The sequence below is a fragment of the Roseateles toxinivorans genome (genome assembly GCF_004362525.1).
GTDB classification, from domain to species: domain Bacteria; phylum Pseudomonadota; class Gammaproteobacteria; order Burkholderiales; family Burkholderiaceae_C; genus Paucibacter; species Paucibacter toxinivorans.
This window is the reverse complement of record NZ_SNXS01000002.1, coordinates 977,185-997,789: the sequence shown is the minus strand read 5'-3', so window position 1 is coordinate 997,789 and position 20,605 is coordinate 977,185. Positions and strand designations below refer to the sequence as shown.

General features: G+C 66.3%; 18 protein-coding genes and 1 pseudogene. 6 read left to right on the top strand and 13 right to left on the bottom strand.

Features of this window, described 5'->3' with window-relative positions:
* The first annotated feature begins 23 nt into the window (after positions 1 to 23).
* From DES47_RS10320 to DES47_RS10305, 4 genes are all read left to right on the top strand, one after another.
* Positions 24 to 494, top strand: coding sequence for a cache domain-containing protein (locus DES47_RS10320; protein WP_341800595.1), 471 nt, complete (start codon positions 24 to 26; stop codon positions 492 to 494).
* Positions 495 to 593: 99 nt separating this feature from the next.
* Complete coding sequence (locus DES47_RS29570; RefSeq protein ID WP_166651948.1) at positions 594 to 2,135, top strand: methyl-accepting chemotaxis protein; 1,542 nt, start codon at positions 594 to 596, stop codon at positions 2,133 to 2,135.
* A gap of 82 nt (positions 2,136 to 2,217) precedes the next feature.
* Positions 2,218 to 3,435 carry a CaiB/BaiF CoA transferase family protein gene (locus DES47_RS10310; RefSeq protein WP_425057424.1) on the top strand — a complete coding sequence of 406 codons (1,218 nt, stop codon included), beginning with the start codon at positions 2,218 to 2,220 and terminating at the stop codon, positions 3,433 to 3,435.
* A gap of 200 nt (positions 3,436 to 3,635) precedes the next feature.
* Positions 3,636 to 4,313, top strand: a complete 678-nt coding sequence (locus DES47_RS10305; RefSeq protein WP_133700564.1) for a type 1 glutamine amidotransferase domain-containing protein — start codon at positions 3,636 to 3,638, stop codon at positions 4,311 to 4,313.
* Between the two features lie 123 nt (positions 4,314 to 4,436).
* Here DES47_RS10305 and DES47_RS29240 read toward each other — a convergent pair.
* The 13 genes and pseudogenes from DES47_RS29240 to DES47_RS10240 form a co-directional block, all read right to left on the bottom strand.
* Positions 4,437 to 4,625 (bottom strand): annotated as a pseudogene (locus DES47_RS29240) (Zn-dependent hydrolase); the annotation flags it as partial.
* Positions 4,626 to 4,704: 79 nt separating this feature from the next.
* A complete protein-coding gene (locus tag DES47_RS10295; protein WP_133700563.1) occupies positions 4,705 to 5,322 on the bottom strand; it encodes a hypothetical protein in 618 nt (205 codons plus the stop codon).
* A gap of 37 nt (positions 5,323 to 5,359) precedes the next feature.
* The gene (locus DES47_RS10290) at positions 5,360 to 5,923 is read right to left on the bottom strand and encodes a hypothetical protein (protein WP_208114952.1); all 564 of its coding nucleotides are present in this window, start codon (positions 5,921 to 5,923) and stop codon (positions 5,360 to 5,362) included.
* Positions 5,924 to 6,221: 298 nt separating this feature from the next.
* Positions 6,222 to 7,487, bottom strand: a complete 1,266-nt coding sequence (locus DES47_RS10285; protein ID WP_133700562.1) for a Zn-dependent hydrolase — start codon at positions 7,485 to 7,487, stop codon at positions 6,222 to 6,224.
* Positions 7,488 to 7,502: 15 nt separating this feature from the next.
* Positions 7,503 to 8,948 (bottom strand): dihydropyrimidinase, encoded by a 1,446-nt coding sequence (hydA, locus tag DES47_RS10280; protein ID WP_133700561.1) that lies wholly within the window; start codon positions 8,946 to 8,948, stop codon positions 7,503 to 7,505.
* Between the two features lie 104 nt (positions 8,949 to 9,052).
* Positions 9,053 to 10,489 (bottom strand): NCS1 family nucleobase:cation symporter-1, encoded by a 1,437-nt coding sequence (locus tag DES47_RS10275; protein ID WP_133700560.1) that lies wholly within the window; start codon positions 10,487 to 10,489, stop codon positions 9,053 to 9,055.
* A 33-nt stretch (positions 10,490 to 10,522) separates the two neighbouring features.
* The gene (locus tag DES47_RS10270) at positions 10,523 to 11,806 is read right to left on the bottom strand and encodes an amidohydrolase family protein (protein WP_133700559.1); all 1,284 of its coding nucleotides are present in this window, start codon (positions 11,804 to 11,806) and stop codon (positions 10,523 to 10,525) included.
* Between the two features lie 3 nt (positions 11,807 to 11,809).
* Positions 11,810 to 12,733 (bottom strand): ABC transporter permease, encoded by a 924-nt coding sequence (locus DES47_RS10265; protein ID WP_133700558.1) that lies wholly within the window; start codon positions 12,731 to 12,733, stop codon positions 11,810 to 11,812.
* A complete protein-coding gene (locus DES47_RS10260) occupies positions 12,730 to 13,806 on the bottom strand; it encodes an ABC transporter permease (protein ID WP_133700557.1) in 1,077 nt (358 codons plus the stop codon). Before DES47_RS10260 ends, DES47_RS10265 begins: the two co-directional genes overlap by 4 nt.
* Positions 13,796 to 15,322 carry an ABC transporter ATP-binding protein gene (locus tag DES47_RS10255; RefSeq protein ID WP_133700556.1) on the bottom strand — a complete coding sequence of 509 codons (1,527 nt, stop codon included), beginning with the start codon at positions 15,320 to 15,322 and terminating at the stop codon, positions 13,796 to 13,798. Before DES47_RS10255 ends, DES47_RS10260 begins: the two co-directional genes overlap by 11 nt.
* A gap of 23 nt (positions 15,323 to 15,345) precedes the next feature.
* Positions 15,346 to 16,344, bottom strand: a complete 999-nt coding sequence (locus tag DES47_RS10250) for a BMP family protein (RefSeq protein ID WP_425057423.1) — start codon at positions 16,342 to 16,344, stop codon at positions 15,346 to 15,348.
* 137 nt (positions 16,345 to 16,481) lie between these two features.
* On the bottom strand, positions 16,482 to 17,783 hold the full coding sequence (gene preA / locus DES47_RS10245) for an NAD-dependent dihydropyrimidine dehydrogenase subunit PreA (protein WP_133700555.1): 1,302 nt from the start codon (positions 17,781 to 17,783) through the stop codon (positions 16,482 to 16,484).
* A gap of 38 nt (positions 17,784 to 17,821) precedes the next feature.
* Positions 17,822 to 19,171 carry an NAD(P)-dependent oxidoreductase gene (locus DES47_RS10240; protein ID WP_133700554.1) on the bottom strand — a complete coding sequence of 450 codons (1,350 nt, stop codon included), beginning with the start codon at positions 19,169 to 19,171 and terminating at the stop codon, positions 17,822 to 17,824.
* A gap of 127 nt (positions 19,172 to 19,298) precedes the next feature.
* On the opposite strand from DES47_RS10240, the gene DES47_RS10235 reads away from it, so the two are divergent.
* Both DES47_RS10235 and DES47_RS10230 read left to right on the top strand, forming a co-directional pair.
* The gene (locus tag DES47_RS10235; RefSeq protein WP_133700553.1) at positions 19,299 to 19,934 is read left to right on the top strand and encodes a TetR/AcrR family transcriptional regulator; all 636 of its coding nucleotides are present in this window, start codon (positions 19,299 to 19,301) and stop codon (positions 19,932 to 19,934) included.
* A complete protein-coding gene (locus DES47_RS10230; RefSeq protein WP_133700552.1) occupies positions 19,931 to 20,431 on the top strand; it encodes an NUDIX hydrolase in 501 nt (166 codons plus the stop codon). Before DES47_RS10235 ends, DES47_RS10230 begins: the two co-directional genes overlap by 4 nt.
* The last annotated feature ends 174 nt before the right edge of the window (positions 20,432 to 20,605 follow it).

The window sequence follows — 20,605 nt, the reverse complement described above, 5'->3', positions numbered from 1 at the left end:
CAATTTTCCAACGGAGACGGTCAATGAAGAGTTTTTCGCTGTTCAAGGGTTTTGTGCGCGCTGCGCTGATGAGCTTGGTGATGCTGGGCGCGGCCCACGCCGCCGAGCAAGGCACGGCCGCCGAGGCCGAGGCCATGGTCAAGAAGGCCGTGGCCTATATCAAGGCCAACGGGCCGGAGAAGTCATACGAGGAGTTCACCAATGGCAAGTCATTCAAGGACCGTGACCTCTACATCATTGTTTACGACCTGAATGGCAAGAACCTGGCCCAGGGCGCCAACCCCAAGCTGGTGGGCAAGGACCTGATCGGCCTCAAGGACCCGGACGGCAAGCCGCTGATCCAGATGTTCGTCGAACTGGCCAAGACCAAGGGCAAGGGCTGGGTCGAGGGCTACAAGTTCCTGAATCCGGTGACGCAGAAGATCGAAGGCAAGGCCATGTATCTTGAGCGCGTGGGCGACACCCTGGTCGGCTGCGGCATCTACAAGGGCTGATCCTCGCTGCCGGCCATGCTGCCCAGGCGGCCTGGCATCGGCACCCCAGGCCCGCGGCGATGTTGCGGGCCTTTCTCTTCTCGGGAGCTCGTCACCGCCATGAATTTGCGCAATCTCAAGATAGGTGCCCGTTTCGGGCTGGGCTTCGGCGTCATCCTGGCTTCGGCCAGCGCCATGCTGGTCGGCGCCATGGTCAGCAATGCGAGCAGCCGTGGCGCCCTGCTGCAGACGCTGCAGGTGTCAGCAGCCCAGGAAGACCAGGCGGTGGCCATGCGCCACGCCCTGCTCAGCAGCGCCGTGGCGGTGCGAAACATGGGCCTGCAGACCCAGGTCGAGGCCGTGCAGAAGGATGAGGCGCAGGCGAAGAAGGAACGCGGCAACTACCTGGCCACCCGCAACAAGCTGGAGGCCACCGAGCTCGATGCCGACGAGCGCGCAGTCTTCAAGCGGCTGGGCGAAATCGACAACTTGATGGAAAAGCACTTCAAGGAAGCCGTTGACCTGGCGGCGCAGTTCAACACCGAGCAGGCCGGTGCCGTGATCACCGGCAAGATCGACCCCCTGCTGAACCAGGCCAACGCCGAGCTGGCCAAGTTCATCCAGATGCAAAAAGAGCACACGGCCGAAGCCACCGCGCAGGCCAACGCCAGCAACCGCAACACCGAGCGGGTGATTGCCGCCGCGGGCGTGCTGCTGCTGGCGCTTGCCGCGCTGACCGCCTGGCGCCTCACGATCAGCATCACCCGCCCGCTGCAGACCGCGGTCGATGCCGCGGCCCGCGTCGCCAAGGGCGACCTGGCCTCGGACATCGCCCTCAGCGGCAATGACGAGGCCACGCTGCTGCTGAGCGCGCTGCGCGACATGCGCGACAGCCTGGCCCGCATGGTCAGCGAGGTGCGCATGGGTGCGAATGCGATCGATGGCGCCTCGACCGAGATCGCCCAGGGCAACTCGGACCTGTCTTCGCGCACCGAATCGCAGGCCAGCGCGCTGGAGCAGACCGCCTCCAGCGTCGAGCACCTGACCAGCACGGTCAAGCAGAACGCGCAGAACGCCGCCCATGCCCAGGAGCTGTCGCAGGGCGCGGCGCGCCGCGCCGAGCAGGGTCATGAGGTGGTGAGCAAGGTCATCGGCACGATGAGCGCCATCAACGACAACTCGCGGAAGATCGGCGACATCACCTCGGTGATCAACAGCATCGCCTTCCAGACCAACATCCTGGCGCTGAATGCCGCCGTCGAGGCGGCACGGGCCGGCGAACACGGCCGCGGCTTCGCCGTCGTGGCCTCGGAGGTGCGCACCCTGTCGCAGCGCACGACGCAGGCGGCCAAGGAGATCGAGACCCTGATCCGCTCGGCCGTGACCAGCACCCAGGCGGGTTCGGACATGGTGGATGAAGCCGGCCGCACGATGGGCGAGGTGATGCTGTCGGTGCGCAAGGTGGCCGACATCATCAGCGAGATCAGCGCCGCCAGTCGCGAGCAGACCTCGGGCATAGAGGAAGTGAACCTGGCGATTGCCGACATCGACCGCACCACCCAGCAGAATGCCGCGCTGGTCGAGGAGGCCGCCGCGGCAGCCGAGTCGCTGCGCGGGCAGACGCATCGCCTGACCGCCCTGGTCAGCGCCTTCGAGGTCTGACGCAAGGGTCGATCCGGCGGCTGCCCTGTGGCCGTCGCTGGCCGCCACTCGCTACCATCGGGGCTCCCCAATCGCGAGCCCGATGATGAAGCCAAACCCGCCTGCGCTGCACCCCAACGCCCTCCAGGGCCTGCGCGTGATCGAGATGGGCCAGCTGATTGCCGGGCCCTTTGCCGGCAAGACGCTGGGCGACTTCGGCGCCGAGGTGATCAAGATCGAGGCCCCGGGCGCCGGCGACCCGTTGCGCAATTGGCGACTGCTGAAGAATGGCACCTCGGTCTGGTGGCAGGTGTCGTCACGCAACAAGCAGTCGCTGGCGCTGGACCTGCGCACCGAGGAAGGCCAGGACATTGCCCGCAGGCTGATAGCCGAGGCCGATGTGCTGATCGAGAACTTCCGCCCCGGCACGCTGGAAGGCTGGGGCATGGGCTGGGAGCAATTGAGTGCGCTGAACCCCGGCCTGGTGATGCTGCGCATCTCCGGCTACGGCCAGACCGGCCCCTACCGCGACCTGCCCGGTTTCGGCGCCATCGGTGAGGCGATGGGCGGCCTGCGCCACCTGACCGGCGAGCCGGGCCGAGTGCCGGTGCGCGTGGGCGTGTCGATCGGCGACACGCTGGCCGCCCTGCACGGGGTGATCGGTGTGCTGACCGCCCTGTACCACCGCAAGGTCAACGGTGGCCAGGGCCAGGTCATCGACGTGGCCCTGCATGAGGCCGTGTTCAATGTGATGGAAAGCCTGATCCCCGAGTACAGCGCCTTCGGTGCGGTGCGCGAGGCGGCCGGCTCTGCCCTGCCCGGCATTGCGCCCTCGAACGCCTACAAATGCAGCGACGGCTATGTGCTGATCGCCGGCAATGGCGACAGCATCTTCAAGCGCTTGATGGAGGCTATCGGCCGGATGGACCTGGGCAACGCGCCCGACCTGGCCAACAACGCCGGCCGCGTTGTGCGCGTGGCCGAGATCGACGCGGCCATCGAGCAATGGTCGCTGAGCCGCGGCGTCGACGAGGTGCTGGCCCTGCTGGGTACAGCCCGCGTGCCGGCCGGCAAGGTCTATACCGCCAGGGACATCGTTGAGGACCCGCACTACCGCGCCCGCGACATGATAGTTCCGCAGGAAACCCGCGACGGCTACACGCTGGACGTGCCCGGCGTCGTGCCCAAGCTGTCGGCCACGCCGGGCAGCCTGCGCACCTCGGCCCCGCACCTGGGCGACGACACCGACGCGGTGCTGGCCGGCATGGGCCTTACGGCAGAGCAGATCGCCGCACTGCGCAGCAAGGGGGTGGTGGCGTGAGCAAGGCCCTCCGGCAGGATCGCCGGGCCGAAAGCGCCATGCCAGTCTGACGGTAAGCCCGAAGCTAACACGGCAGGAGACGCGGCAAATCCTGACACCGAGGCGCGGCACCGTCCTCTGCCGCCGGCCCGATGCACGGGGGCACACTCACTCACCGCCCTTATGCCCCCCGGCCCCACCCACTCAACAAGGAACATGCCATGAATATCCTGATGGTTCTTACCTCGCACGACAAGCTCGGCAACACCGGCCAGAAAACCGGTTTCTGGCTGGAGGAATTTGCCGCACCGTACTACGCGTTCAAGGATGCCGGCGCAGCCATCACCCTGGCCTCGCCGCTGGGCGGCCAGCCACCACTGGATCCGAAGAGCGATGACCCAAGCGCACACACCGAGGCGACGAAACGCTTTCGCGCTGATGTTGCGGCCACCGCGCTGCTTGCCAAGACCGCGCTACTGGCCGACATGAGGGCCGAGGATTTCGACGCCGTGTTCTATCCGGGCGGCCACGGCCCGCTGTGGGACCTGGCCGAAGACCCTCATTCGATCGCCTTGATCGAAACCATGGTCCGCGCCGACAAGCCCGTGTCCGCGGTGTGCCATGCGCCCGGGGTGCTTCGCCACGCCAGGAACGCCGACGGCACGCCGCTGGTCAACGGCCGCAAGGTCACCGGCTTCACCAACAGCGAGGAGGCGGCGGTACAGCTGACCGACGTCGTGCCCTTTCTGGTCGAGGACATGCTCAAGGCCAACGGCGGCATCTACAGCAAGGATGCTGACTGGCAGCCCTATGTGCTGACCGACGGCAAACTGGTCACGGGCCAGAATCCGGCCTCGTCGGAGCAGGCCGCCAAGGCCGTGCTGGCGTTGCTGCGCTGAGACTCCCGAGCGGCCCTTCGCCAGTCACAAACAGGCCGCCGGCCTATTTGTGCACGGGCTCCCCTTGCAGGGCGCGCCGGGCCAGTGGCCCGGCCCTTCGCCAGTCACAAACAGGCCGCCGGCCTATTTGTGCACGGGCTCAGCCCGCTCCAGCATGGCGTGGAGCTGCAGATTGCAGCCGGCCGAGGCGAGCTTGGCCATGTAGACGGCGTCATGTCCGGCGCCTGAGACGGCCGGCTTGTTCGAGTAGCCGAGCTTCGTCGCGGCGCGTGCCGCGGCATCCACGCAGTCCGGATGAAAAGGCTGGGCAGGTAATGCGACACCAGCTGCAATGGCACTGGCAGACGGCCATCTGATCGATCCGCCGTTCCTGCCGACACCAAAGAGACCATCAGCGAAGCTTGTCGTTGCGCTTCAACTCGACTACCAACTCCTGCGCGGCAGCCTCGACCGCGCGGCGGCCTGCCAGGCCGAAATCACCTTTGAATTCCTCGAACTCGGCTGCACCGTTGCCGACGACGCGCACTTTCGTCTGGGGCGCGCCAGTGGCATCCAGCACCTCGACCGCCAAGGTCACGGTGAAGCGGGTCGGTGGCCAGGTCAGCAGCGAGGGCGAGCTGGAGTGGGTCATGATGTCTGGCACGAACACATAACTCGCGCCGGTCTCCTTTATGGCCGGTAGGTCAGTGGCCGCCTTGACGACGCTGACGTCGGCAAAGCTCGCACCCAGTGCCGCACGCAGCGAGCGCTCGAAATCGCGGTAGGGGAAATAAGTGATCTTGTCGCCGCCGCCGCCTTCCGTCGTGACCTGCTTGGCGCGATCGGTATCGCTCATCACATAGACCACCTTCTTGGCCGAAGAGGTGGCGCCAGCGTTGCGCTGCGGCACGCTCTTGGCCTCGATGGAGATCGGGTGGGCACAAGCACCCAGTATCAGCACAAGGGCGAGGCCCAGTGCCAGCTTCAGCAGGCGGGCTGCAGATGCGGGATGAGAGGTGATACGGTTCATCTTCTTGATTCCCTGAACAATGGTGGATGAGCTTGTTCTACTTCTTCAGCGCAGCCACCAGACCGGCGTCGCGATAGATGACCGACAGCAGCTCGCGCACGAGGCGCGGATACTCGGCCTGGCCCTTGGGTATGGCCACGGCGCCGGCAAAGGAAGACTCGAACTGGGTCCTGGCGTCAAACTGCTTCTTGAAGAGCACGCTGCTGCCCTCGGTCACGGTGACCTCGGCCGCGATATCACCCGCGCCAGTGCTGAAGCCCGACACATCGATGTCGTTGCGGACCAGGCGCAGATCAAGGCGCTTGCCCGCTGCCTTGTCGTACAGCCCAGCCTCGGTGAGGTCTCGGATCAATGCCTGCTCGACATAAAGGGCAAAAGTACCGGTGCTGGCCGCCAGCTTGGTACCTCTCAGCGTGATGTTGTTGACCTTGGCACCCGGGTCCTCCGGCTGCACCTTGCCCACCGATGCGGGCTTCAGACTCTGCCGCTTGAGGGCATCAACTGCAGCATAGTCGGCCGAATACTCGGGTGTGACAAATGATGCGCAGCCACTTAACGCGGCACCCAGAGCCATGCTGGCCAAAATGAACAGTTTTCTCATATTCCCTCCTCGATTGATGTGGTGTTCTATTGCATCTATTCAGTCGCAGGCACAGGGCAACCAGACCGAGCCCGTTGCCCGATCTTGCGATGGCAGATGTATCGACGGCCTCCCCAGGCGCACGCTCATCCTGGCGGGCAAGATGACGCTCAACTAACTGTTTTGCTGAGTTTACTTCGAGACCGCCTCACGACTGAATGGTGAGAACCCCGAGGTAGCTGCGCGAAGAAAACGGCCATCCAGTGGCCTCCGCTCACACGGCTTCACATTCCGGCGGCTTGAGTTCTTCAGCCAGCAATCACGACGCCACTCGTGCCCTCTCCAGCATCGCATGCAACAACACATTGCATCCGGCCGTGATGTGCTCCGGCTTGGCATCCTCGATCTCGTTGTGGCTGATGCCGTCCTTGCAGGGGATGAAGATCATCCCGGCCGGGGCGAGCTTGGCCATATAGACGGCATCGTGCCCGGCGCCTGAGACGGCCGGCATGTTCGAGTAGCCGAGCTTCTTCGCCGCACGTTCCACGGCGTCCACGCAATCCGGATGGAAGGGCTGGGCCGGGTAGTGCGACACCAGCTCGATCGTGATCGGCAGACCGGACTCGGCGCTGATGCGGGCAGCGGTGGCACGGATGTCGGCGTCCATCGCCTCGACCAGCTCATCGGTGTTGTTGCGCAGGTCGATGCTGAATTTGACCTGACCGGGGATCACATTGCGGCTGTTCGGGTGGACGTGGACCATGCCCACCGTGCCGCGGCCATGGGGCGGATGGCGGTGGGCGACGGCCACCACTTCCTGCATCAGCTTGGCGGCCACCTGCAACGCATCCTTGCGCAGCGCCATCGGCGTGGGTCCGGCGTGGGCCTCCATGCCGGTGACGAGGCAGTCATACCACTTGATGCCCAGCACGGCGTTGACGACGCCTATCGTCACATCATGGTCTTCCAGCACCGGGCCCTGCTCGATATGGGTCTCGAAATAACTGCCTATCGGATGGGCGCCGGGTTCCTCGCTGCCGATGTAGCCGATGCGCTCCAGCTCGCCCTGCACGGTCAGGCCCTCGGTGTCCTTGGCGGCATAGGCCTTCTCCAGGGTGAAGGCCTTGGCGAACACGCCGGAGCCCATCATCACCGGCACAAAGCGCGAGCCCTCCTCGTTGGTCCAGAAGGCGACCTCGATCGGTGCTTCGGTTTCGATGCCATGGTCGTTCAAGGTGCGCACCACCTCGAGGCCGGCCAGCACGCCGTAGTTGCCGTCGAACTTGCCGCCGGTGGGCTGGGTGTCGATATGGCTGCCGGTCATCACCGGCGGCAGGCTGTTGTTGCGGCCGGCGCGGCGCATGAAGCCGTTGCCTATCTTGTCGATGGTGACGGTCATGCCGGCCTCGCGGGCCCAGCCGAGCACCAGATCGCGGCCCTGGCGGTCGAGGTCGGTCAAGGCAAGACGACAAACGCCGCCCTTCTTGGTGGCGCCGATCTGGGCCAGCTCCATCAGCGCGGCCCACAGACGGTCGCCATTGATGCGCAAGCTGTCGATACTCGTTTGGGTGGTGGTCATGTCCATGATGTTCTCGAAGTCTTAACGGGTGACTGCAGTCGGCGCGAGATCGGCTGTGCGCTTGGCCAGCGCGCCAAAGGCCGGCGCGAACGGCGGGCGCTTGATGTACTGCCCTGCCCCCTGCTCGGCGCGCAGATCACCGCTGGCAAAAACTATCTTGCCGGCGCTGAGCGTATGGCTGGGCACGCCCCTGACGGTGCGGCCCTCGAAGATGTTGTAGTCACCCTTGGAGAACTGTGTCTTGGCCGACAGGGTCTTGGTGCCGGCCGGGTCCCACAGCACCAGGTCGGCATCGGCGCCGACCGAGATGCTGCCCTTGCGCGGATAGATATTGAACAGCTTGGCGGCGTTGGCCGAGGTCACGGCGACGAACTCGCTGGGCGTGAGGCGGCCCGTGTTGACGCCGGCATCCCAGATCACGGCCATGCGCTCCTCGATGCCGCCGCAGCCGTTGGGTATCTGCGCGAAGGCATTGCGGCCCGCAGCCTTCTGCGCTGCGCAGAAGGTGCAGTGGTCGGTGGCGGTGGTGTGCAGATTGCCGGCCTGCAGATGGCGCCAGAGATTCTCCTGATGGCCCTTGGGCCGGAACGGCGGGCTCATCACATGGGCCGCGGCGGTGGCGAAATCGGGGTGGCGGTAGACGCTGTCGTCTATCACCAGATGACCGGCCAGCACCTCGCCATAGACGCGCTGGCCGCGGGCCCGTGCGCGGGCGATCGCGTCGGCCGCCTCGGTGCAGGAGACGTGGACGACGTAGATCGGCACGTTCAGCACGTCGGCGATGGCGATGGCACGCTGAGCAGCCTCGGCCTCGACCATCGGCGGGCGCGACAGCGGATGCCCCTCCGGCCCGGTGATGCCCATCTTGGCCACCTCCTGCTGCAGCAGGAACACCAGCTCGCCGTTCTCGGCATGGACGGTGGGCATGGCGCCCAGCTCCAGCGCGCGCTTGAAGCTGTTCACCAGCGTCTCGTCGTCGCACATGATGGCGTTCTTGTAGGCCATGAAGTGCTTGAAGCTGTTCACGCCCTCGTCGCGCACCAGGGTGCCCATGTCCTCGCGCACGCTGTCGGCCCACCAGGTCACGGCGACGTGGAAGCTGTAGTCGCCGGCCGATTTCTGCGCCCAGTCGCGCCAGGTGCGGTAGGCCTCCATCAGCGGCTGTTGCGGGTTGGGGATGACGAAGTCGATGATGCTGGTCGTGCCGCCGGCCAGGCCCGCGGCCGTGCCGGTGAAGAAGTCGTCCATCGTCACCGTGCCCATGAAGGGCAGCTGCATGTGCGTGTGCGGGTCTATGCCGCCGGGCAGCAGGTACTGGCCGCTGGCGTCCAGCCGCGTGGCGCCCGCCGGCACCTCCAGATCAGGGCCGACGGCCGCGATCTTGCCGTCAATGCACAGCACATCGGCGCGGAACTCGCGGTCGGCATTGACGACGGTGCCGCCTTGTATCAACACGGTAGGGCTCATGACAACTCCTCAATGCTCCCCGGATTGCATCCGGGCTACGAAAACATCCGGGCCGCGAAAGGCGGGTAGCCCGGATGCAATCCGGGACCCATCCCAACTCAACCTTAGCGCTTCTTCGCCGTCAGGTAGTAATAAACCCCGGCGACGAACAGGCTGAAGAACCAGCCGAAGTCGAACAGGCTCACCAGCACCGGCGGCACGGACTCCTTCGGCAACAGGCCCGACACCACCAGATAGCCCGGCAGGCAGGGCAGCACGCCCAAGCCAAAGGCCACCAGCGCATGGACATTCCAGCCGCCGCTGTACTCGTACTCGCCACCACGGCGGTACAGGTCATCGACCTTCAGCTCGCCCTTGCGCACAAAGTAGTAGTCCACCAGCAGGATGCCGGCAATCGCGCCCAGCAGGGTGCCGTAGCCGCCCAGCCAGGTGAACAGATAGCCGCCCGAGGTGGCCAGCAGCTTCCAGGGCATGAACAGCAGGCCTATGGTGGCAGCAATGAAACCACCGGTGCGAAAGCTCACCCGGCTGGGCGCCAGCTGGCTGAAGTCATACGAGGGCGAGACGAGATTGGCCGCCACATTGGTCGTCAGGTTGGCCAGCAAGATCACCAGCAGGCCCAGGCCCGAGGCGAAGGTGCCCATCTGCGTCAGCAGGCCGTCGGGGAAGAGCTGGGCCTTGCCGTACAGGATCGCCGAGGCCGAAAAGCCGATCACGCCGACCATCGAGAACAGCGCCATCGGGATCGGCAGGCCTATCGCCTGGCCCAGGGTCTGGTCCTTCTGCGATTTGGCAAAGCGGGTGAAGTCGGGGATGTTCAGCGCCAGCGTGGCCCAGAAGCCGACCAGGCCGGTCAGCGCCGCCCAGGTCTTGGGCCCGCCCTCCACCACCTTGGCCGGCAGATTGAACAGCTGGCCAGCCGGCACCTTGATCATCAGATAGATCACCAGCGCGGCCGAGGCGGCAATCATCAGCGGCGCGGCGACGACCTCGAGCTTGCGGATCGACTCGGGCCCATGCCAGATGAAGTACAGATGCATCGCCCAGAAGGCCAGGAAGCAGAGGAACTGCGAGGTCGAGATCGTCTCGCCCGGCCCCGGGCCGGCCAGGTTCATGCCGATCACATTGAAGAAGCCGTGCAGGGCCAGCGCCCCGAAATAGCAGTTGATCGAGAACCAGCCGCAGGCCACCAGGCCGCGCAACACGGCCGGCAGATTGGAGCCTTTCACACCGAACGAGGCCCGCGCGAGGATGGGGAACGGAATACCGTGGCGCGGCCCGACGCGGCCGATCAGCACCATAGGAATCAGCACGATGCAGTTGGCCAGCAGCACCAGCCAGACGGCCATCTGCCAGCTGAAGCCCTGGTCCAGCATCGAGCTGGCCATGGTGTACGTGGGCACGCAGACGACCATGCCCACCCACAGCGCGGCGAAGTCCTTCCAGGTCCAGGTGCGATGGGCGACCGGCGTGGGCTGCAGGTCCTCGTTGCTGAGCGCGGCGTCGGCCGGTGCGGATCGAATCGCTTGGGTATTGCTCATGGGCTCTCCTGTTGATCTTGTGGTGTTGGACTTCTACTGCCGGGGCATGAAATCGATCTGGCCGGGCCGGCCATCCAGATGCAACTGATGCGTGGCGGCCGGGCCCTGGGCGACAAGCTTGCCGCGGCGCCAGACCTTCAGACGAGTGGCACGCAGGCGCAGCGCTTCGACCGGGTCGCGGGCCTGCAGCAGCACCAGGTCGGCATGGCAGCCCGCGGCGATGCCGTAGCCGTCCAGGCCCAGTATCTGGGCTGGCGTGCTGGTCACCGCCTCGAAGCACTGGCGCATCGCCGCCTGGCCGGTCATCTGGGCGACGTGCAGGCCCATATGGGCCACCTCCAGCATGTCGCCGCTGCCCATGCTGTACCAGGGGTCCATCACGCAATCGTGGCCGAAGGCCACCGGTACGCCGGCGGCCAGCAGCTCGGGCACGCGGGTCATGCCGCGGCGCTTCGGATAGCTGTCATGCCGGCCCTGCAGGGTGATGTTGATCAGCGGGTTGGCGATGATGGACACGCCGGATTCGCGTATCAGCGGTATCAGCTTGGACACGTAATAGTTGTCCATCGAATGCATGCTGGTGACATGGGAGCCGGTGACCCGGCCGTGCAGGCCGAGGCGATGGGTCTCGCTGGCCAGCGACTCGATATGCCGGGACAGCGGATCGTCCGACTCGTCGCAATGCATGTCCACGCGCAGGCCGCGCGCGGCGGCCTCCTCGCATAGCAACTTCACGCTGGCGGCGCCGTCACTCATCGTGCGCTCGAAGTGCGGGATGCCGCCGACGACATCGACGCCCAAGTCCAGCGCGCGCCGCAGATTCGCCAAGGCAGTCGCGCTGCGCAGCACACCGTCCTGCGGGAAGGCCACCAGTTGCAGATCCAGGTACGGTGCGACGCGCTTCTTCACCTCCAGCAGCGCCTCGACGGCCAGCAAGCGGTCGTCGCAGACGTCCACGTGGCTGCGTATCGCCAGCAGCCCTTTGGCCACCGCCCAATCGCAGTAGGCCAGCGCGCGCTCGACCAGCGCCTCCTGCGTCAGCAGCGGCTTCAGCTCGCCCCACAGCGCGATGCCCTCCAGCAGCGTACCGCTCTGGTTGACACGCGGCAGGCCGTAGCTGAGTGTCGCGTCCATATGGAAATGGGCATCGACGAACGGCGTGCTCAGCAGCAGGCCCTTGGCATCGACGGTCTCGTGAGCCGGCGCCTGCAGGCCCCCGCTCACTTCCACAATGCGGCCTTCGCGCACGGCCACGCCGATGTTGCGCCGGCCATCGGCCAGCGAGGCGTTGGTGATCAGCAGATCGAGTTGGGACATGGTTCAGCGCTCTCCCCTGATATAGGGTTTCATCAAGGCCTGCGGCGTGGCCGATCGGCGCGAGGCGACGATCAGCGCCGCGATCGACAGCAGATAGGGCAGCATCAGATAGAACTGATAGGGTAAGCCTCCCGCATTGGCCTGCTGCAGACGCAGCTGCAGCGCATCGAAGAAGGCGAACAGCAGCGCGCCCAGCAGCGCCTTGCCCGGCCGCCAGGCGGCGAACACGACCAGGGCCACACAGACCCAGCCTCGGCCGTTGACCATATTGAAGTAGAAGGAATTGAAGGCCGACAGCGTCAGGAAGGCCCCCGCCACGCCCATCAGCGCCGAACCCAGCACGATGGCGGTGGTGCGCACCCGCGCCACCGAAATGCCCTGGCTCTCGACCGCCTGCGGACTCTCGCCGACCATGCGCAGCGCCAGACCGGCCGGCGTGCGGTACAGGCCGTAACCGATCAGCGGCACCAGCAGCAGGGCCAGCAGGGTCAGCGGCGTCTGCTGCTGCAGCACCGGGATCGGCAGCCATGACATCTCGGCAAACGGCGTGATCGTCGGCGGCGTATTGACCTTGGGAAAGGCGACGCGGTAGCAGAAGTAGCTCAGCGCCGTGCCCAGCAACGTCAGACCCAGGCCGGCGACGTGTTGGGACAGGGCCAGGCCCACCGTCAGCAGCGCGTGCAGCAGGCCGAAGATGGCGGCAACTGCTGCCGCCGCGATGACTCCACCCCACAGCGGCGCGCCCAGGAAGACGGCATACCAGCCGGCGAACGCGCCTACGACCATCAGGCCTTCGATGCCCAGATGCAGCACGCCGGAGCGCTCGCACAACAGCACGCCCAGGGTACCGAAGATGAGAGGCGTGGCCACGCGCAGCACGGCGACCCAGAAGGGGATGGTGGTCAGCATGTCCAAGACGTCGCTCATGCGGCCGCCTTCAACTCCAGCCGCACGCGGTAGCGCGTCAGCATCGCCGCCACCAGCACCACCAGCAGGGCCGAGGCCACCACCGCATCCGCCAGATAGCTGGGCACGCCGATCTGCCGGCTCATGCTGTCGGCGCCCACAAGCACGCCGGCCACCAGCACGCTGGAACCGACCACCGCCAGCGGATGCAGGCCCGCCAGCATCGCGATGACGATGCCGCTGTAGCCATAGCCTGGCGACATGTCCAGGGTCACATAGCTGGTGCGCCCGGCCACCTCGATCGCGCCGGCCAGGCCCGCCAAACCACCGGACAGCAGGGCCACCAGCACGACCGTGCGCGTCACCGGCACGCCGGCAAAGGCCGCGGCGCGCGAGTTGGCACCCAGAGCGCGAATGTCGAAGCCCAGCGTCGTGAATCGCATGATCACCCAAAGCAGCAGGGCGGCGCCAACGCTCCACAGCAGCCCGGTGTGCACGCGAGTCTTCTCGACCAGCTTGGCCAATTCCAGCTCCGGCTGCAGCGCCACGCTTTGCGGCCAGCCCATGGCCAGCGGGTCTTTCATCGCACCGTCCAGCATCGCGCCGACGCCCAGCAGCACGATGAAGTTCAGGAGCAGGGTGCTCACAACCTCGTCAACGCCGAAGCGCAGCTTCATCAACGCCGGACCCAGCAGCAGCAGGGCACCTGCCAGCATCGCGGCCGCCATCATGGCAGTGAACAGCAGCGGGCCGGGGGTGGCCAGGCCGACGCCGTCATGCAAGCCGCCGATGGCCACCGCTGCCAGCGCGCCGCCATAGAGCTGGCCCTCGCCGCCGATATTGAACAAGCGTGCCTTGAAGGCCACCGTGGCGGCAAGCCCAGTAAGCATCAGCGGTATCGAGCGGGTCAACGTTTCGCTCCAGGCGAACACCGAACCGAAGGCGCCCTGTATCAACAGCGCGAAGGTCTGGGCTACCGGCGCACCGGCGGCGGCAACGAGCAAGGCGGCGATCAGCATCACGGCGGCGAAAGAGGCCAGTCCCGCGATCAACAGCAAATGGGGGCCGACATGGCTGCGCGCCTCAAGCCGCATGGGTTGCTCCTGCCATCGCCAAGCCCAGGCGCTCACGGTTCCAGTCAGCGCTGGGCAGGGCCGCGCTCAGCTGGCCGTGGTGCATCACCGCGATGCGGTCGGCCAGCAACTCGATCTCGTCCAGATCGTCGGAAATCAGCAAGACTGCCGCACCACCATCGCGCGCGGCACGCAGCTGAGCGTGCACGAAATTGACGGCGCCGATGTCCAGCCCCCAGGTCGGCTGGTGGGCGATGATCACGCCGGCCGACGCACCGCCAGGCCGGCGCAGCACGCGGCCCAGAATCAGCTTCTGCATATTGCCGCCGGACAGCGCGCGGGTGCGCCTGTCAAGGCTCGCGCCACGCACATCGAAGGCCTGCAGCACCGTGCTGGCATAGGCCCGCGCGGCGCGGCGGCGTATCCAGCCCCAGCGCGAGAACACCGGCGTGCGCAGGCCTTCGGCGCAGGCGTTCTCCCAGATCGGCAGATCCCCGACGATGCCCACCGCCTGCCGGTCTTCCGGTATCCGCGCCAGACCCTGGGCGACGATGCGCGCGGGCGTCCTGGCCAACGGCTGGCCATCGACCTTCAGCGTGCCACCCTTGGCCGGCAGCAGACCGAACAGCAGATCGGCCAGCAGCGTCTGGCCATTGCCCGAAACACCGGCAATGCCGACGATCTCGCCGGCGCGCAGGTCCAGGCTCAGCTCGCGCAGCGCGGCGTGGCCATCGTTGGCGTTCACCTGCTTCAGACTCAACCGCAGCGGCGCGTCGGGCTTCAGCACGGCCGCCTCGCGTTGCAGCGACACCACCGATTGCCCCACCATCCAGCGCGCCAGCTCGGCCTTGTCGGTGTCGGCCGTATTGGCCTGCGCCACCACCGTGCCGCCGCGCAGCACCAGCACCCGGTGCGAGATCGCCATCACCTCGTGCAGCTTGTGGCTGATGAAGATCACCGCCAGCCCTTCAGCCACCAGCTGACGCAGCGTGACGAACAGCGAATCGGCCTCCTGCGGCGTCAGCACGGCGGTGGGCTCGTCCAGCACCAGGATGCGCGCGCCACGGTACAGCGCCTTCAGGATCTCGACGCGCTGGCGCTCGCCGACCGACAGGCTGCCGACCAGGGCCTGCGGATTGACCGGCAGGCCGGAGCGCTGCGCCACCTCTTTCAGCCGGGCCAGTGCCTCGCCGCGAGCACTCTTCAAAGCAGCCAGGCTCTCGCTGCCCAGCATCACGTTGTCGAGCACGCTGAGGTTGTCAGCCAAGGTGAAGTGCTGATGCACCATGCCGATGCCGGCGGCCAGCGCCGCGCGGGTGTCACCGGGCGGTAACGGTTGGCCGAAGACTTCGACGTGCCCCTCGTCGGCCGAGTAGTGGCCGAACAGGATGGACATCAAGGTGGACTTGCCGGCGCCGTTCTCGCCCAGCAGGGCCAAGACCTCGCCGGAGCCAAGCTCCAGCGAGATATTGTTGTTGGCCACCAGCTCGCCGAAGCGTCTGGTAATGCCCTGCATGCGAAGCGCAGATTCAGTCATGCAGGCACCGGATCAGCGGTCGATCAGTTGAAAGCAGCCTTGGGCTGGCTGTCGTCGATCTTGACGGTGAACGTGCCGTCCAGGATGGCCTTCTCCTTGGCACGCATCTTGGTCACCACGTCGGCCGGCACTTTCTTCTCGAACGTGCCCAGCGGGGCCAGCTCTGAACCCTTGTGCTTCATCATCGAATAGACGCCGTAGTCCTCAGGCGCGAACTTGCCCTCCTTGACCAGCTTGATCGCGCGGTCGATAGACGGCTCCATATGCCACAGCGCCGAGGCGACCACGGTGTCGGGGTACTTGTCCTGGGTGTTGATGACATTGCCTATGGCCAGCTTGCCGCGCTCCTTGGCCGCGTCACTGACGCCGAAGCGCTCGGCGTACATCACGTCGGCACCCTTGTCTATCATCGCGAAGGCCGCTTCCTTGGCCTTGGGCGGATCGAACCAGCTGTTGATGAAGCTGACCGAGAACTGCATCTTCGGGTTGATCTCCTTGGCGCCGGCCATGAAGGCGTTCATCAGCCGGTTGACCTCAGGGATCGGGAAGCCGCCGACCAGGCCGATCTTGCCGCTCTTGCTGACGCCTGCGGCCACCATGCCCGCCAGGTACGAGGGCTCGTGGATGAAGTTGTCGAAGACCGAGAAGTTCGGCGCCTGCGGCTTGGCCGACGAACCCATCAGGAAGGACACCTTGGGGAAGTCCTTGGCCACCTTGCGGGCGGCAGCCTCGACGGCGAAGGCCTCGCCGACGATCAGCTGGTTGCCGCCGGTGGCGTATTCGCGCATCACCCGCTCGTAGTCGGGATTGGCGACGTTCTCGCTGGCCTTGTACTCGATCTCGCCGCGGGCCTGGGCCGCCAGCAGGGCCTTGTGCAGCCGGCTCACCCATTGCTGCTCGAAGGGCACGGTGTAGATGCCGGCCACCTTCAGCTTGGCCTGCGCCATGGCGGCAGGCGCCAGTGACATCAGCGCGGCGGCGCCGGCTGCAAGGAGAGCGAATCGACGCGTATTCATCATCATGCTGGCTTCCTGTGAGTGAATGGGTGTTTGAAGGTACGACGCGGCAGCGATAGGCCGCAACGGTGTTTACGCCGTAGCCCGGATGCAATCCGGGGCTTGCGGTGCGGCGGAACGGCGGCCCCCGGATTGCATCCGGGCTACACCACGGCCGACGGGTTGTTGGGGTGCGTGGTCCAGTTCGCATACTCCCCGCTGACCGTCTTGCCTGTGCGCAGATCCACCTCGCCCGGCTTCAGCGCCCGCAGGCTCAAGGCACCCGGCACCGGGCAGATCGCCACGCAGAGATTGCAGCCCACGCATTCCTCTTCCTTGACCTCGAAGAAGCGCTTGCCGTCCTTGGTGGCGCTGATGGCCTGGTGCGAGGTGTCTTCGCAGACCACATGGCAGCGGCCGCACTGGATGCAGGCGTCCTGGTGGATGACCGCCTTCTCCACATGGTTCAGGTTCAGCAACTTCCAGTCGGTGACGGTCTTGACCGCGCGGCCGCTCATCTGGTCCACGCTCTGGTAGCCCTGCTCGTCCATGAAGTTGGACAGGCCGTCGCACAGGTCTTCAACGATCTTGAAGCCGTAGACCATGGCCGCGGTGCAGACCTGCACATTGCCGGCGCCCAGTGCGATGAACTCGGCCGCGTCGCGCCAGGTGGTGATGCCGCCGATGCCGGAGATCGGCAGGCCGGCGGTCAGCGGGTCGCGGGCGATCTCGGCCACCATATTCAGCGCGATCGGCTTGGCGCCGGGGCCGCAGTAGCCGCCGTGCGAGCCCATGCCGGCGGTGTTGGGGATCATCGCCATCGCCTCCAGGTCCACGCCCATGATGGAGTTGATGGTGTTGATCAGGCTCACCGCGTCGGCCCCTCCCTTCTTCGCCGCACGTGCCGGTTGGCGCACGTCGGTGATGTTGGGGGTGAGCTTGACGATGATGGGCAGCTTCGAATACTGCTTGCACCATTCGGTGACCATCTGGATGTACTCGGGCACCTGGCCCACGGCCGAGCCCATGCCGCGCTCGCTCATGCCGTGCGGGCAGCCGAAGTTCAGCTCGACGCCGTCGCAGCCGGTGTCCTCGATCATCGGCAGGATGTTCTTCCAGGCGGCCTCGGTGCAGGGCACCATCACCGAGGCGACGACGGCGCGGTCCGGCCAGTTGCGCTTGACGCGGGCCATCTCGTCCAGATTGGTGCGCAAGGGCCGGTCGGAGATCAGCTCGATATTGTTGAAGCCGATCACGCGGCGGTCGGCGGCGTAGATGGCGCCGTAGCGCGGGCCGTGCACATTGACGACACAGGGGTCCTCGCCGACGGTCTTCCAGACCACGCCGCCCCAGCCGGCCTCGAAGGCGCGCTGGACATTGACTTCCTTGTCGGTCGGCGGGGCCGAGGCCAGCCAGAAGGGATTGGGGCTGCGGATGCCGACGAAGGTGCTGCTCAGGTCTGCCATGTTTGTTCGCTCCTGCTTGCTTGGGGGTCAGGTATGAATCAAGAACCAACCAGCGCGTTGTGAATGGACGCCGCGGCCAGCTTGCCGTGCTGCACCGCCTCCACCGTCAGGTCGCGACCGCCGTAGCGGGCATCGCCGCCGGCCCAGACCTTGGGCAGATTGGTGCCGCCCTCGGCATCGGTCTTGATGCGCCCACCCTGCAGCTCCAGGCCGCTGTCCTCCAGCGCGCTGGCCACAAAGCTCTGGCCGATGGCGCCCAGCACCCAGTCGGCGGCCAGCGTGAAGCGTTCCCCGGTTTCAATCAGCCTGCCCTCCTGCAGCGTGGTGCACGCAAACTCCATGCCACTCAAGACGCCGGCCTCGCTGAGCAGGGCCTTGGGCGCGGCCCAGTGAACGATGCGCACGCCGTTCTCCTTGGCCCAGCTCTGCTCGTGGCCGCTGGCGCCCATGGCCTCGGGGCCACGGCGGTAGACGATGGTCACCTCGTCGGCACCGAGCTTGCGCGATTGCACGGCGGCGTCCACCGCCGTCATGCCGCCGCCTATCACCACCACCCTGCGGCCCACCGGCAGCGCGGCGTAGTCGGTGGCCTGGCGCAGCTCGGCGATGAAGTCCACTGCCGGGCGCAGGCCGGGTAGATCGGTGCCGTCAAGGCCCAGTTCGTTGACGCCGCCCAGGCCCAGGCCCAGGAACACGGCGTCGAACTCGTCCGTCAGCTGGTTCAGATGCATGTCACGCCCCAGCGCCTGATTGCAGTGCACCGTGATGCCGCCCACCGACAGCAGCCAGGCTATCTCGCGCTGGGCAAAGTCGTCGACAGTCTTGTAGGTCGCCAGCCCATATTCGTTCAGCCCGCCCGGCTTTGGTGCTGCATCGAACAGGCTGACCTGATGACCCAGCAGCGCCAGCCGGTGCGCGCAGGCCAGGCCGGCCGGGCCTGCGCCGACGACGGCGACACGCTTGCCCGTCTCGGCGGCACGCACGAACAGCGGCTTGCCCGGGTTGGCCAGCAGCGCATCGGTCGCGTGACGCTGCAGCATGCCGATCTCGACCGGTTTGTCCTCATTGGTGTTGCGCACGCAGGCCTGCTCACACAGCACCTCGGTGGGGCAGACACGGGCGCACATGCCACCCAGCGGGTTCTCTTCGAGGATGGCCCGCGCTGCGCCGCGCAGATTGCCATCGGCAATGCGGCGGATGAAGGTCGGGATGTCAATGCCGGTCGGGCAGGCGGTCTGGCAGGGGGCGTCGTAGCAGTAGTAACAGCGCTCGGCCTCGATATTGGCCTGCACCGCATTCAGCGGCGGATGGGCGTCGCAGAAGTTCTGCTTCAGCTGGGCCGGGCTCAGTCGGCCGGCGCGCACGTCGGGTTGCTTGGCTTCGCTCATCGGAGGACTCCTGGCTGAATTTGACCAAATGGTCAGATAAGCGCAGCATTTGGCCTATAGGGCGAAACACCTAGGCCTTGCAACCTCCGGTTTGCTTAGGGTCAGCAGCAGAAAACGAGACCCAGCGATGAGCGACAACCGCACCACCAAACGCCAGCAGACCGAGACCAAGCTGCTGGCCGCCGCGCAGGAGCGCTTCGCCCGCCACGGCTACGAGGGCGTGTCGGTGGATGACATTGCGGCCAGCGCCGGCATGTCCAAGCAGAGCCTCCTGTACTACTTCGCCACCAAGGAGTCGCTGTACCGGCGCGTCTTCAACGACGTGCTCGACGCCTGGGTGCAGGACCTCAGCGAGCTGGCCGATCCGGCCTCGACGCCACGCCAGGCGCTGGAGCGCTATGTAACGCAAAAGCTCCAGTTCTCGTTCGACAACCCGACCGGTTCAAGGCTGTTCGCGCTGGAGATCATGGCCCAGGCCCCGCTCTGCGCGGCCGACATCGAGGCCAAGCTGCTGCCCGCCTTCAAGGCCGAGACGGCCCTGCTGGAGCAATGGATGGCCGCCGGCCAGATCAAGCGCGTGCCGGTGCCGCACCTGTTGTTCACCCTCTGGGCCATGACACAGACCTATGCCGACTTCGCCTGGCAGACCGGCATGCTGCTGGGCAAGCCGACGCCCGACGGCGAGGAATTCGCCCAGGCCCGCGAGACGATACTGGCCATGGTCAATGGCGCGCTGGGCCTGAACGACACGAGGGAACCATGAGCAACAATGATTTGCGCTGGAAGCCCAGCGTCACCGTCGCGGCCATCATCGAGCAGGACGGCCGCTATCTGCTGATCGAGGAGCAGACCCCCGAGGGCCTGAAGCTGAACAACCCGGCGGGCCACCTGGACCCGGCCGAGTCGCCCGAGCAGGCGGTTGTGCGCGAAACGCTGGAAGAGACGATGCGGCCCTTCAAGCCCGAGGCGCTGCTGGGCGTCTATCTGTCGCGCTTTCACCGGCAGGCCAGCGGCGAAGACGTGACCTATATGCGCTTCGCCTTCTGCGGCACGGTCGGCGATGAACTGCCCGGCCTGCAGCTGGACACCGGCATCCTGCGCACGCTGTGGATGACGGTGGACGAGATACGCGCCAGCGTCGATCGCCACCGCAGCCCGCTGCTGCTGCGCTGCATCGAAGACCATCTGGTCGGCATCCGCCACCAGCTGAATCTGGTGACAACGGACGCCACCGTCTATTCCCCAGAGCTGCGCGACTGACTCCCCGGCTTTTCGGTTCATCGCCGCTTTCCGGGGCCCCGGTGGTAGCGTGACTCGGGCTGCGGGCGTGCGTTGCAGAGCACCGAAGTGGCACAAGCAGGAGGCTGGGTGGGCCCGCAGCGTAGGTAAAGGAGGAGGGCGCGCAGCGCCCGGGGGACACGGAGCTGCGGGCTC